At 67.4% G+C, this 13,593-nt stretch carries 12 protein-coding genes; all 12 read left to right on the top strand.

Annotated elements, in window-relative coordinates:
- A partial coding sequence (locus ABNT58_RS03580; protein ID WP_348752140.1) for an aminotransferase class III-fold pyridoxal phosphate-dependent enzyme occupies window positions 1-789 on the top strand: 789 nt, incomplete at its 5' end.
- Window positions 790-805: 16 nt separating this feature from the next.
- Complete coding sequence (locus tag ABNT58_RS03575; RefSeq protein ID WP_348752139.1) at window positions 806-2,113, top strand: FAD-binding oxidoreductase; 1,308 nt, start codon at window positions 806-808, stop codon at window positions 2,111-2,113.
- Between the two features lie 103 nt (window positions 2,114-2,216).
- Window positions 2,217-2,984 carry a gamma-glutamyl-gamma-aminobutyrate hydrolase family protein gene (locus ABNT58_RS03570; protein ID WP_348752138.1) on the top strand — a complete coding sequence of 256 codons (768 nt, stop codon included), beginning with the start codon at window positions 2,217-2,219 and terminating at the stop codon, window positions 2,982-2,984.
- An 85-nt stretch (window positions 2,985-3,069) separates the two neighbouring features.
- On the top strand, window positions 3,070-4,437 hold the full coding sequence (locus ABNT58_RS03565; RefSeq protein ID WP_348752137.1) for a glutamine synthetase family protein: 1,368 nt from the start codon (window positions 3,070-3,072) through the stop codon (window positions 4,435-4,437).
- 153 nt (window positions 4,438-4,590) lie between these two features.
- Window positions 4,591-5,985 carry an aspartate aminotransferase family protein gene (locus tag ABNT58_RS03560; protein ID WP_348752141.1) on the top strand — a complete coding sequence of 465 codons (1,395 nt, stop codon included), beginning with the start codon at window positions 4,591-4,593 and terminating at the stop codon, window positions 5,983-5,985.
- A gap of 86 nt (window positions 5,986-6,071) precedes the next feature.
- Window positions 6,072-7,178, top strand: a complete 1,107-nt coding sequence (locus ABNT58_RS03555) for a polyamine ABC transporter substrate-binding protein (protein ID WP_348752136.1) — start codon at window positions 6,072-6,074, stop codon at window positions 7,176-7,178.
- Window positions 7,179-7,284: 106 nt separating this feature from the next.
- Window positions 7,285-8,400 (top strand): polyamine ABC transporter substrate-binding protein, encoded by a 1,116-nt coding sequence (locus ABNT58_RS03550; protein ID WP_348752135.1) that lies wholly within the window; start codon window positions 7,285-7,287, stop codon window positions 8,398-8,400.
- A gap of 73 nt (window positions 8,401-8,473) precedes the next feature.
- Entirely contained in the window at window positions 8,474-9,586 is a 1,113-nt protein-coding gene (gene potA / locus ABNT58_RS03545) for a polyamine ABC transporter ATP-binding protein (protein WP_348752134.1), read from the top strand.
- Window positions 9,587-9,596: 10 nt separating this feature from the next.
- Window positions 9,597-10,538, top strand: a complete 942-nt coding sequence (locus tag ABNT58_RS03540) for an ABC transporter permease subunit (RefSeq protein WP_348752133.1) — start codon at window positions 9,597-9,599, stop codon at window positions 10,536-10,538.
- On the top strand, window positions 10,535-11,410 hold the full coding sequence (locus ABNT58_RS03535) for an ABC transporter permease subunit (protein WP_348752132.1): 876 nt from the start codon (window positions 10,535-10,537) through the stop codon (window positions 11,408-11,410). Before ABNT58_RS03540 ends, ABNT58_RS03535 begins: the two co-directional genes overlap by 4 nt.
- A 51-nt stretch (window positions 11,411-11,461) precedes the next feature.
- Window positions 11,462-12,832, top strand: coding sequence for a DUF3138 family protein (locus ABNT58_RS03530; protein ID WP_348752131.1), 1,371 nt, complete (start codon window positions 11,462-11,464; stop codon window positions 12,830-12,832).
- A gap of 16 nt (window positions 12,833-12,848) precedes the next feature.
- On the top strand, window positions 12,849-13,593 hold a 745-nt coding region (locus tag ABNT58_RS03525; RefSeq protein ID WP_348752130.1), incomplete at its 3' end, for an aldehyde dehydrogenase family protein.

The following is a 13,593-nucleotide window of genomic DNA, read 5'->3' as shown; positions in this document are numbered from 1 at the left end:
GACCCGGTCAACAACGCCTACATCCACAACCAGGAACCGGTGTGGGCCGAGGACCCGCTGGTCGAGCTCGAGACCCGCATCCTGCCGCTGCACGACCCGAGCAACGTGGCCGCGATCATCGTCGAGCCGGTGGCCGGCTCCACCGGCGTGCTGATTCCGCCGCAGGGCTACCTGCAGCGCCTGCGCGAGATCTGCGACAAGCACGGCATCCTGCTGATCTTCGACGAGGTGATCACCGGTTTCGGCCGCACCGGCCAGCCCTTCGCGGCGCAGACCTTCGGCGTGACGCCCGACCTGATGACGGTGGCCAAGGGCCTGACCAACGGCTGCGTGCCGATGGGCGCGGTGTTCGCGAAGCAGAAGATCCACGACGTGTTCATGAACGGGCCCGAGCACCTGATCGAGTTCTTCCATGGCTACACCTACTCGGCCCACCCGCTGGCCTGCGCCGCCGCGCTGGCCACGCTGGACACCTATGCCGAAGAAGGCCTGCTGACCCGTGCGGGCGAACTGCAGGGCTACTTCGCCGAGTCGCTGCACAGCCTCAAGGGCCTGCCCAACGTCATCGACATCCGCAACATCGGCCTGGTGGGCGGCGTGGAGCTGGCACCCCGCGCCGGAGAGCCGGGCAAGCGGGCCTTCGACGTCTTCCTCTACTGCTGGGAACAGGGGCTGATGATCCGCACCACCGGCGACACCATCGCGCTGTCGCCGCCGCTGATCATCGAGCGCGAGCACATCGACCGCATCGTCGCCACCCTGCGCACCGCCATCGCTCGCGTGGCCTGAAGGACGCTGCCATCGCATGGGCTTCCTCGAGACCGACCGTGAGCTGACGCGGCTGTCTTACTACGACGCCACGGCCCCGCGTGGCGCAGCCCATGCGCCCTTGCTGGGCGATGCAAAGGCCGACGTCGCCATCGTCGGCGGTGGTCTGGCCGGCCTGTCGGCGGCCATCGAGCTGCGGCAGCGGGGCCTGGACGTGATGCTGCTGGAAGCCCAGCACATCGGCTTTGGCGCCAGCGGCCGCAACGGCGGCCAGGTGATTCATGGCCTGGCCGCCGACCAGGCCAGCATCGAGGCCGAACTGGGCCTGCATGAAGCCCGCCGCGTGTGGGACATGACGCTGCAGGCCATCGACCTCATCCATGATCGCTGCGCGCGATTCGGCATCGATGCGCAATGGCGCGACGGCTACCTGGGCGTGGCGGTGAACCCGCGCAAGGCGCGCGCGCTGCGTGAAGGCGTGGACCACCTGGCGCAGCACTACGGCTATGCGCAGCAGTGGATCGAACAGGCCGAGCTGCCGCGCTGGATCGACAGCCCGCGCTACGTGGCCGGGGCCTACGACCCGCGCTCGGGCCACCTGCATCCGCTGAAGTACACGCAAGGTTTGGCTCGCGCAGCCCTGGATCTGGGCGTGCGCCTGCATGAGGGCAGCGCCGTCACGTCCATGCAGCCCGAGGCCGGCGGCCAGCGCCTGCGCACCGCGCAAGGCAGCGTGCTGGCGCGCCAGGTGCTGCTGGCCGGCAATGTGTACCTGCAGGAGTTTTCGCCGCGGCTGGCGCCGCGCCTGTCGCCGCGGGTGATGCCGGTCGGCACCTACATCGTGTGCAGCGAGGCGCTGGGCGCCGAGCGTGCGCAAGCCCTGGTGCCCTGCGGCGCGGCGGTGTGCGACAACAACTTCGTGCTGGACTACTTCCGCCCCACGGCCGATCACCGCATGCTGTATGGCGGCCGCGCCAGCTACACCGCGCAAACGCCGGCCGACCTGGCCGAAGGCATGCGCCAGCAGATGGTGGGCACCTTCCCGCAACTGGCGGGCGTGAAGGTCGAGTACGCCTGGGGCGGCTTTGTCGACATCTCGATGAGCCGAGCGCCCGACTTCGGCCGCATCGGCCGCGACGTGTACTACCTGCAAGGCTTCTCGGGCCATGGCCTGGCGCTCACCGGCCTGGCCGGCCAGGTGGTGGCCGAGGCCATGGCCGGTGATGCCGGCCGCTTCGACGTGTTCGCGCAGCTCCAGCACCGGGCGTTTCCGGGCGGCCGGCTGTTGCGCATGCCGGCCCTGGCGCTGGCGATGGCGTACTACCGCTTGAGGGACTTGCTGTGAGCACTTCATGTGTGCGCCATCCGGCCAAGCCCGCATGCGCAAATGCTTGCTTGTTGGCACACTTGCTGCATCGCCACTGCCCATGAGCTTGCCTCTGACTGCTGTGAAGTCTCCTGCCAAACCCGTGGTGCTGGTTCCTGCCTGCAACCGGGTGCTCGGCAACCATCCTTTCCACATCGCCGGCAAGAAGTACGTCGATGGTGTGCGGTTGGCGCAATGCCAGCCCTTGATCGTCCCCGGCGTTGAACCCGACGAGATCGACGCGCTGCTGGACCTGGCCGATGGCGTGCTGCTCACCGGCTCTCCCTCCAACGTGCATCCCAGCCACTTCGGGCAAGAGGTGCTGGACGCCAGCCTGCCGCTGGACCCTGAGCGTGATGCCTGGACGCTGCGGCTGATTCCGCGTGTGCTGCAGCGGGGCATTCCGCTGCTGGCCATCTGCCGCGGCGCACAGGAAGCCAACGTGGCCCTGGGCGGCACGCTGCACCAGGCGGTGCACGACGTACCGCCGCACCACGACCACCGCGCCGATGACAGCCAGCCGGTGGAGGTGCAGTACGGCCCTTCGCACGACGTGCTGGTCGAGCCCGGCAGCCTGCTGGCCCGCATCACCGGCGAGCAGCGCTTCCGCGTCAATTCCGTGCATGGCCAGGCGGTGGACCGCCTGGCGCCGGGCGTGCAGGTGCAGGCCCGCGCACCCGATGGCCTGGTCGAGGCCTTCAGCATCGAAGCCGCGGGCTTCAACCTCTGCGTGCAGTGGCACCCCGAGTGGCTGGCCGCCAGCAACCCCATCTCGCGCCAGCTGTTCGGCGCCTTCGGCGAAGCCTGCACCGCCTACCGCGATCGTCATCGCCCACCCCCAAGCCTCTGAACCGGGCGCGGCCCCCGCGTCCGTCCTTCCCCAGGGCCAAGGTGCCGCCGCCCGCAAGGCGGCACGACAGACGAACAGGTGCCCCATGGTGGTCAGAGACAGCTACACCTTCAGCGAGCTTGAACAATGGCTCGACAAGAACCGCGTGACGGAGATCGAGTGCCTGGTGCCCGACCTCACCGGCGTGGCGCGCGGCAAGATCCTGCCGCGCGAGAAATTCACCGAAGACCGCGGCATGCGGTTGCCCGAGGCCGTGGTGGCCATGGGCGTGACGGGCGAGTTCCCTGAAGAGGGACCGTACTACGACGTCATCAACCCCACCGACCGCGACATGCACCTGCGGCCGGACCCGACCAGCGTGCGCATCGTGCCCTGGGCCACCGACCCCACGGCGCAGGTCATCCACGACTGCTTCGACCGCGAAGGCACGCTGGTGCCGTTTGCGCCGCGCTCGGTGCTGCGCCGCGTGTGCGACCTGTATGCGGCCGAAGGCTGGGAGCCGGTGGTGGCGCCCGAGCTGGAGTTCTACCTGGTCGACCGCAACACCGACCCCGACGTGCCGCTGAAGGCGCCCATCGGCCGCAGCGGCCGCGCCGAGACCTCGCGCCAGGCCTATTCGATTGATGCCGTCAACGAATTCGATCCGCTGTTCGAGGACGTCTACGCCTACTGCGAGAAGATGGAGCTCAACGTCGACACGCTGATCCACGAGGTGGGCGCGGGCCAGATGGAGATCAATTTCTTCCACGCCCATCCGCTGGGCCTGGCCGACGAGGTGTTCTTCTTCAAGCGCACGGTGCGCGAGGCGGCGATGCGCCACGGCATGTTCGCCACCTTCATGGCCAAGCCGATTGCCGGCGAGCCCGGCAGCGCGATGCACGTGCACCAGAGCATCGTCAGCCAGGCCACCGGCCGCAACCTCTTCAGCAATGAAGACGGCACGCCCAGCCCCGAGTTCTATTGGTACATCGGCGGGCTGCAGAAGTACATCCCGGCGGCCATGGCGCTGTTTGCGCCCTACGTCAACAGCTACCGCCGGCTGGTGCGCAGCAATGCGGCGCCCATCAACATCCAGTGGGGCACCGACAACCGCACCGTGGGCATCCGCAGCCCGGTGGCCGGCCCGGCCGCGCGCCGGGTGGAAAACCGCGTGATCGGCGCCGACGCTAACCCCTATGTGGCGCTGGCGGCCACGCTGGCCTGCGGCTACCTGGGCATCAAGAACCGCATCGACCCGACGCCGGAGTGCAAGGGCGACGCCTACCTGGGCGAGTTCTCGCTGCCGCGCAGCCTGGGCGAAGCGCTGCACCTGCTGCGGGCCGAAAGCGACCTGGCCCAGGTGCTGGGCGAGTCCTTCGTCACCGTGTACACCGAGATCAAGGAGATCGAGTACGCCGAGTTCATGAAGGTGATCTCACCCTGGGAACGCGAACACCTGTTGCTGCACGTGTAGACCCCCCGGAGCGCCTGCGGCGCACCCCCAGGGGGCGCCACCGGTGGCCCGGCCAAGCCGGTTCCACGGTGGCTGCTTGAAGACCATCTGCCAGCGTCGCGTCTCATCCGCGCGCTGGTCTTGAGTGAAGGATCGACCATGACTTCCACCACCATGTCCGCCTCGCGCAGCACCCAGCAATGGCAGGCGGCCGATGCGGCGCACTTCCTGCATCCGTTCACCGACTTTCAGGCGCTGGCCAAGAAGGGCTCGCGCATCATCACGCAGGCCGAGAACATCTACCTGACCGACAGCGACGGCCACCGCATCCTCGATGCGATGAGCGGCCTGTGGTGCGTCAACGTGGGCTACGGCCAGCAGGCGCTGATCGACGCCGCCACGCGCCAGCTGGGCCAGCTGCCCTTCTACAACGCGTTCTTCCAGACGGCCACGCCGCCGGCCATCGAGCTGGCCGAGCTGCTGGCCGAAGTCAGCCCGCCGGGCTTCAGCCGCGTGTTCTTCAGCGGCTCGGGCTCCGAGGGCAACGACACCATCGTGCGCATGGTGCGCCGCTACTGGGACGTGCTGGGCCAGCCGCAGCGCTCGGTCATCCTGAGCCGCAAGAACGCCTACCACGGCTCCACCATGGCTGGCGCCTCGCTGGGCGGCATGAGCGGCATGCATGCCCAGGGCGGCCTGCCCATCCCCGGCATCCAGCACATCGAGCAGCCCCACTGGTTCGAGAACGGCGGCGACATGAGCCGCGAAGAATTCGGCCGCGTGGCCGCCAGCTGGCTGGAGCAGAAGATCCTGGCCGTCGGCCCCGAGAAGGTGGCCGCCTTCATCGGCGAGCCGGTGCAGGGCGCCGGCGGCGTGATCGTGCCGCCCGAGACCTACTGGCCCGAGATCCAGCGCATCTGCGACAAGTACGGTGTGCTGTTGGTCAGCGACGAGGTGATCTGCGGCTTCGGCCGCACCGGCCACTGGTTCGGCTGCCAGCGCTTCGGCTTCAAGCCCGACCTCATCACCTTCGCCAAGGGCGTGACCTCGGGCTACATCCCGCTGGGCGGCGTGCTGTTGGGCGACCGGGTGGCGAAGGTGCTGATCGAGCAAGGCGGCGAGTTCGAGCACGGCTACACCTACTCGGGCCACCCGGTGGCCTGTGCTGTGGCGCTGGCCAACATCCGGCTCATCCAGCAGCTGGGCCTGGTGCAGCAGGTGCACGACGACACCGGCCCCTGCCTGGCCGAGCTGTATGCGCAGCTGGCCGACCACCCGCTGGTGGTCGAGACACAGACCTGCGGCCTGATGGCGGCGCTGCAGCTGGGCCGGCGCGACGGCAAGGGCACCGGCACCCGCGGCCAGCGCTTCGACGAATCGCTGTCGGTGGGCATGGTGTGCCGCGGCCACTGCTTTGCCAACGGGCTGATCATGCGGGCGGTGGGCGACCGCATGATCATCGCGCCGCCGCTGGTGATCACCCGGGCGCAGATCGACGAGATGGCGGCGCTGATCCGGCGCTGCCTGGACCTGACGCTGCAGGACTGCCAGCGCCAGGGCTGGGTGTGACGGCAGGCAGGCCCGGCCCTGCCGGGCCTCTGGGGCGCAAGCCCTAAACTGGCGCCCATCCCCCTAGTTCCTGGAGTTCCGCCACCATGAATCCCGTGTTCCGTCGAAGCCTGAGCGCCGTGGCGCTGTCCCTGATCGCCGCCACCGCCGGCGCCCAGGAAAAGGTGGTCAACGTGTACAACTGGGCCGACTACATCGCCCCCGACACGATCAAGAACTTCGAGAAGGAAACCGGCATCAAGGTCCGGTACGACAACTTCGACAGCAACGAGGCGCTGCATGCCAAGCTGGTGGCCGGCAAGTCGGGCTACGACGTGGTGGTGCCCGGCTCGCACTTCGCGAAGATGCAGATCGCGGCCGGCCTGCTGATGAAGCTGGACAAGAGCAAGCTGCCCAACCTGAAGAACCTGGACCCCGCGATCCAGGCGCAGCTGGCCAAGGTGGACCCCGGCAACGAGCACCTGGTCGACTGGCTGTGGGGCTACACCACCGTGGGCATCAACGCCGACAAGGTCAAGGCCGCGCTGGGCAGCATGCCCATGCCCGACAACGCCTGGGACCTGGTGTTCAAGCCCGAGTACGCCAGCAAGCTCAAGGCCTGCGGCATCACCTTCCTGGACAGCGCCTCCGAGGTGATGCCCATCGCGCTGAAGTACGTGGGCAAGGACCCGTACAGCAACGAAGCCGCCGACTACGCCGCCGCCGGCGACATGCTCAAGAAGGTGCGGCCCTTCGTCACCCGCTTCGCCGGCTCGGGCAGCGACTACATCGAGCAGATGGCCCGCGGCAACATCTGCGCGGTGGTGGGCTGGTCGGGCGACATCATGATCGCCAAGAACAAGTCGGCCCAGGCCAAGAAGCCGCAGAACCTGCAGGTGCTGCTGCCCAAGACCGGCGGACTGCTGTTCTTCGACACCATGGCCATCCCGAAGGACGCGCCCAACGCCGACAACGCGCATGCGTTCATCAACTACATCCTCAAGCCCGAGGTGCATGCCTCGCTGACCAACGCGGTGTTCTACGCCAACCCGAACAAGGCGTCGCTGCCCTTCGTCAAACCCGAGATCGCCAAGGACAAGGCGGTGTTCGTGGACGAGGCGGGCCTGGCCACGATGATTCCGCCGGGCGCGCCCGAGCAGGCCACCCGGCGTCTGGTCACGCGCACCTTCACCAACTTCAAGGCCAACCGCTGATGGCACACGCGGGCCGTCCGTCGCAGCCGCACGGCCCGCATCTTGCTGATCTTGCGGGTCTGATCACTTCCCCACTGACCTCCAGTCTTTCTTTGGAGACCGACCGATGAAACGACCCGCCCCTGCCCTGTTGCGCTGCCTCGGCGCATTGACGTTGTCCGCCGTGGCCCTGACCGCTGCACAGGCGCAGGAAGAGAAGGTGCTCAACGTCTACAACTGGTCCGACTACATCGCCGAGGACACGATCGCCAACTTCGAGAAGGAGACGGGGATCAAGGTCCGCTACGACAACTTCGACAGCAACGAAGTGCTGCACGCCAAGCTGGTGGCGGGCAAGACGGGCTACGACATCGTGGTGCCGTCGTCGTACTGGGCCAAGCTGCAAGCCGATGGCGGGCTGCTGCAAAAGCTCGACAAGAGCAAGCTGCCCAACCTGAAGAACCTGGATCCGGCGCTGCAGGCGCAGCTGGCCAAGCTCGACCCCGGCAACCAGTTCGGCGTGAACTGGCTGTGGGGCTACACCACGGTGGGCATCAACGTCGACAAGGTCAAGGCCGCGCTGGGCGGCATGCCCATGCCCGACAACGTGTGGGACCTGGTGTTCAAGCCCGAGTACATCAGCAAGCTCAAGAGCTGCGGCGTCAGCTTCCTCGATTCACCCACCGAGGTGGTGCCGGCCGCGCTGCACTACCTCGGCAAGCCGGCCTACAGCCGCAACCAGGCCGACTATGCCGGCGTGGGCCCGCTGCTCAAGACCATCCGGCCCTACGTCACGCTGTTCAGCTCGTCGGGCTACATCAACGACATGGCCAACGGCAGCATCTGCCTGGCGCTGGGCTGGTCGGGCGACATCAACATCGCCCGGCAGCGCGCCATCGACGGCAAGACCGGCCAGAAGATCGAGGCGCTGATCCCCAAGACCGGCGGCATCCTGTTCTTCGACATGATGGTGATCCCGGCCGATGCGCCCCACCCGGACAACGCGCACAAGTTCATCAACTACATCCTGCGGCCCGAAGTGGCGGCGGGGCTGAGCAACAAGGTGAACTACGCCAACCCGAACGCCGAGTCGCGCAAGCTGGTCAAGCCCGAAGTGGCCAACAACCCCTCGGTGTTTTTGAGCCCGACCGACCTGGCCAAGATGCAGGCGCCCGATGCGCTCACCAGCGACATCCGCCGCACGATGACGCGGCTGTACACCTCGTTCAAGACGGGCATGTAAGCCCATCGCCGCGGGCAACGAGGGGCCCGCGGCACTGACAGATCGATAAGAACATTCCAGGAGCCGGACACCCATGAGTGGCGCTGTGCCCGCGCAGGCAGACTTCCTGCGCATCGAGGACGTGGTCAAGGACTTCGGCGGCACCGTCGCCGTCAACCACGTCAACCTCTCCATCGCCAAGGGCGAGATCTTTGCGCTGCTGGGATCATCCGGCTGCGGCAAGAGCACGCTGCTGCGCATGCTGGCCGGCTTCGAGACGCCCACCTCGGGCCGCATCGTGCTCAATGGTCAAGACCTGGCCGGCCTGCCGCCGTACGAGCGACCGATCAACATGATGTTCCAGAGCTATGCGCTGTTTCCTCACCTCACGGTGTGGGACAACATCGCCTTCGGCCTGCGGCGCGACGGCATGGCCAAGGACGCCATCGCCGAACGTGTGGGCCAGATGCTCAAGCTGGTACAGCTCGACAAATACGCCAGGCGCAAGCCGCACCAGCTGTCGGGCGGGCAGCAGCAGCGCGTGGCGCTGGCGCGCAGCCTGGCCAAGCGGCCGCAGCTGCTGCTGCTGGACGAGCCGCTGGGCGCGCTGGACAAGAAGCTGCGCGAAGAAACCCAGATCGAGCTGGTCAACATCATCGAGGAAGTGGGCGTGACCTGCGTGATGGTGACCCACGACCAGGAAGAGGCGATGACCATGGCCTCGCGCATCGCGGTGATGACCGAAGGCCGCATCGCCCAGGTGGGCACGCCGGGCGACGTGTACGAGACGCCGCATTCGCGTTTCGTGGCCGACTTCATCGGCAATGTGAACCTGATGCCCGGCACGCTGGTCGATGACCAGCCCGACTCGGTGGTCATCCAGTGCGCCAACTGCAGCCACTTCGTGGGCCACGGCATCACCGGCACCGAAGGCATGGCCGTGACGGTGGCGCTGCGGCCCGAGAAGATCAAGGTCACGCGCGAAGAGCCCGTGGGCCCGAACGACCCGCACAACAAGCTGCGCGGCACCGTCAAGGAGATGGCCTACTTCGGCAGCTTCACCGTCTACCGGCTGGAGCTGGCCGACGGCAGCATGTTCAAGGCCAGCCAGATGAACGCCGAGCGGCATGCGGAAGACCCGCTGACCTGGGGCGACACCGCCTGGGCCAGCTGGTCGCCCTCGTCGCAGGTGGTGTTGACGCAATAGGAGTGCGCGCATGAGCACCGAACTCCCCCTGCACTGGTGGCAGCGTCTGGGGCTGCGGGGCCGCACCGCGGTCATCGGCGTGCCCACGCTGTGGCTGCTGGCGTTTTTCCTGCTGCCCTTCTTGATCGTGCTGAAGATCAGCGTCTCCGAGATGGAGAACGTGACCTTCAAGGACCTGGTCACCTATGCCGACGGCGTGCTGCAGCTCAGCCTGCGGCTGGGCAGCTATGCCTTCATCGCGCAGGACGACCTGTACTTCCTGACCTACCTGCGCAGCCTCAAGTACGCGGCCATCACCACGCTGCTGTGCCTGGGCATCGGCTACCCGTTCGCCTACTTCATGGCGCGGGCCAAGAGCACGGTGCAGCCGGCGCTGGTGATGCTGGTGATGCTGCCCTTCTGGACCAGCTTCCTGCTGCGCGTGTATGCCTGGAAGGGCCTGCTGGGTGACGGCGGGCTGATCGCCAACTTCATCATCGGCATCGGGCTCGACCAGCTGCTGGCCAGCAGCGGGCTGATTGCCACGCCGGGCAAGCTGATGAACACGCCGTTCTCGCTGGTGCTGGGCATGACCTACACCTACCTGCCCTTCATGATCCTGCCGCTGTACGCCAACCTCTCGAAGATGGACCTGCGGCTGCTGGAGGCGGCGGCCGACCTGGGCTCCACGCCCTGGACGGCCTTCTGGAAGGTGACGGTGCCGCTGTCCAAGGCCGGCATCATCGCCGGCTCGATGCTGGTGTTCATTCCCTGCGTCGGCGAGTTCGTGATCCCCGAGCTGCTGGGCGGCCCCGAGACGCTGATGATAGGCCGTGTGCTGTGGGACGAGTTCTTCAGCAACAACGACTGGCCGATGGCCTCGGCCGTGGCGGTGGTGATGATCCTGCTCATCATCGTGCCGCTGGCCCTCTTCAACCGCTACCAGGCCGAAGCGCAGGAGGGCGCGAAATGAGCCGCACCGCACTGGGGCCCCGCGTGGCGCGGCACTTCGGCAAGGGCTGGCTGGCCGCCGGCTTCGTGTTCCTGTACATGCCCATCGTGGCGCTGGTGGTGTATTCGTTCAACGATTCGCCGGTGCCCAACCAGTGGGCGGGCTTCACCACGCGCTGGTATGCGGGCCTGCTGAAGGACAGCGAGATGCTGGGCGGCCTGTGGCTCAGCCTCAAGATTGCCTTTTTCACGGCCACCTTCTCGGTGATCCTGGGCACGCTGGCCGCGTTCGCGCTGGTCAAGTACAAGCGCTTTGCCGGCCGCACGCTGTTCTCGGGCATGGTCAGCGCGCCGCTGGTGATGCCGGAAGTCATCGTCGGCCTGTCGCTGCTGCTGTTCCTGGTGTCGGTGCAGCACGCCACCGAGCGCCTGTTCGGCGTCGGCTGGCCCGACCGCGGTGCCCTCACCATCTGGCTGGGCCACCTGCTGCTGGGCATGGCCTACGCCACGGTGGTGGTGCAGTCGCGGCTGCAAGACCTCAACCCGCAGCTGGAAGAAGCGGCGATGGACCTGGGCGCGCGGCCTTCGCAGGTGTTCCGCCTGGTCACGCTGCCGATGATCACGCAGGCGCTGATGTCGGCCTGGCTGCTCACCTTCACCATCTCGCTGGACGACGTGGTGCTGTCGGCCTTCCTGTCCGGGCCCGGCTCCACCACCATGCCGCTGGTGATCTTCTCGCGCGCCCGCCTGGGCGTGAACCCCAGCGTCAACGCGATGGCCACGGTCATCATCACCGTGGTGGCCATCGGCGTGCTGATCGCCAGCTACCTGATCGCCCGCGCCGAGCGCGAGCGCACCAAGGCCCTGAACCAGGCGCGCAGCGAGGGAGGCTGAGCGCCCGCCCGGGCCCGCCGCCCACAAGAATCAAGTCGGTAGGAGAGAACCATGAAGATGCACCGTTCCCTGACCTTGCTGGCCACCGCGGTGGCACTGGCGTATCCGGCACTGGCCGGCGCCCAGACCACCAACGAGCAGCTGCTGCAGGAGTTGCGCGAGCTGAAGTCCCGCGTCGGCGAGCTGGAAAAGAAGCTCAAGGACACCGAAGCCAAGCTGCCGCCCGCCGGCGCGAGCTGGGGCATGACACCCGACCAGGCGGCCGAGCTGAACCGGCTGACGGTCAAGGCCGATGCCGCCGAGGACAACACCGAGCGCCTGGGCTTCAAGGACCTGAAGATCAGCGGCTACATCGAGCCCACCTACATCTGGAACAAGCTGCAGAACCGCTCGGGCTTCCAGTTCCTGAACCAGCAGTCGGACGGCTACTTCTACGACACCTCGTACTTCGGCGCGGCGGTGCTCGACCTCACCAAGGAGATGGAAGGCGGCACGATCTGGAAGCTGACGCTGTCGCCCAACCGCGGCGTGGGCGCGCTGATCGACGGCAAGAGCATCATCCAGGAAGCCAGCGTGTCGGTGCCCATGGGCGGCCTGCAGACGCGGCTGATCGCCGGGCAGATCCCCGACTGGTCGGGCTATGAATATCAGCAGCCCACGCTCAACCCGTTCACCACCCACAACCTGCTGTACGACTTCACCCTGCCCGCCGGCTACACCGGCGTCGGGCTGACGCAGCAATGGGACAAGTGGCTGTTCAAGGGCATGGTGGCCAACGTCAACGCACCCATCCGCGTGTCGGGCGAGAAGTCGCCGGTCATCGTCTACCGCGGCGACTATGCCAAGGGCGAGTTCAGCGGCTTCGGCTTTGCCGGCCTGCACGGCAAGTCGCCCAACGCCAACACCGGCAGCAGCACCACTGCGCACCTGTTCGAGGTGGACGGCTTCTTCACCCGCGGCGAGTGGACCTTCCAGGGCCAGGCCAGCGTGGGCAAGCAAAAGGATGCCGCCATCACGCCCGATGCAGACGGCAACTGGCGCGACGCCAGCTGGTGGGGCGTCTCGGGCCTGATGGGCTACATGGTCACGCCGCGGCTGCAGGCCCTGGTGCGCGCCGACTACATCAACAACAAGAAGAACGGCGGCGGGCTGTACACCTACAACGGCTTCTACAACCCCGAAGAAGGCAAGTTCAACGACAGCCGCAACGGCATCGGCCCCGGCCTGGATGCCGACCCGAACCGCGGCGCCAACCGCTACGCGCTGACCTTTGGCATGAAGTACGCCATCAACCCGCAGACCGCGGTGAAGGTGGAGTACCGCCTGGACGGCGCCGACCGCGCGGTGTTCGAGGATGTGAAGACCGGCGACTTCAAGCGTCGCAACCACCTGCTGGGCACTTCGCTGGTGGTGGCGTTCTGACGCACGAGGAGCACGCATGAGCCAGCCTGCCGCTGCCATCGACTGGCATGCCCGTGCGGCCGCGGTCCGTTTCGACGGCCGCGCCGTGATCGCCGGTGAGCGCCGCGAGGCCCTCGGCGGCGAGAGCTTCCCCAAGCATTCGCCGATCGACGGCCGGCTGCTGGGCCCGGTGGTGCGCGGCCAGGCGGCCGACATCGACGCCGCGGTGCACAGCGCTCGCGCCGCCTTTGCCGACGGGCGCTGGGCCCACCAGCCACCGGCGGCGCGCAAGAAGGTGCTGCAGCGCTTGGCCGAGCTGATACTGGCCGCCAGGGAAGAGCTGGCGCTGCTGGAATCGCTGGACATGGGCAAGCCCGTGGCCCATGCGCTGGCGGTAGATGTGCCGGCCACGGCCCGGGCCATCGCCTGGTATGCCGAGGCCATCGACAAGGTGTACGACGAGATCGCGCCCACCGGTCCGCAGGCCCTGGCGCTGATCACCCGCGAGCCCATGGGCGTGGTGGGCGTGGTGGTGCCCTGGAACTACCCGATGATCATGGCCGCCTGGAAGCTGGGACCGGCCCTGGCCACCGGCAACTCGGTGGTGCTCAAGCCCAGCGAGAAGTCGCCCTACACCGCGCTGCGCCTGGCCGAACTGGCGCTGGAAGCCGGCCTGCCGCCCGGTGTGTTCAACGTGGTGCCGGGCTACGGCCATGAAGCCGGCGAGGCGCTGGCGCTGCACATGGACGTGGATGCGCTGGGCTTCACCGGCAGCACCCGCG

This window comes from uncultured Aquincola sp. (assembly GCF_964001545.1).
Taxonomy (GTDB): Bacteria; Pseudomonadota; Gammaproteobacteria; order Burkholderiales; family Burkholderiaceae_C; genus Aquincola.
This window is presented reverse-complemented; position numbering and strand designations above follow the sequence as displayed.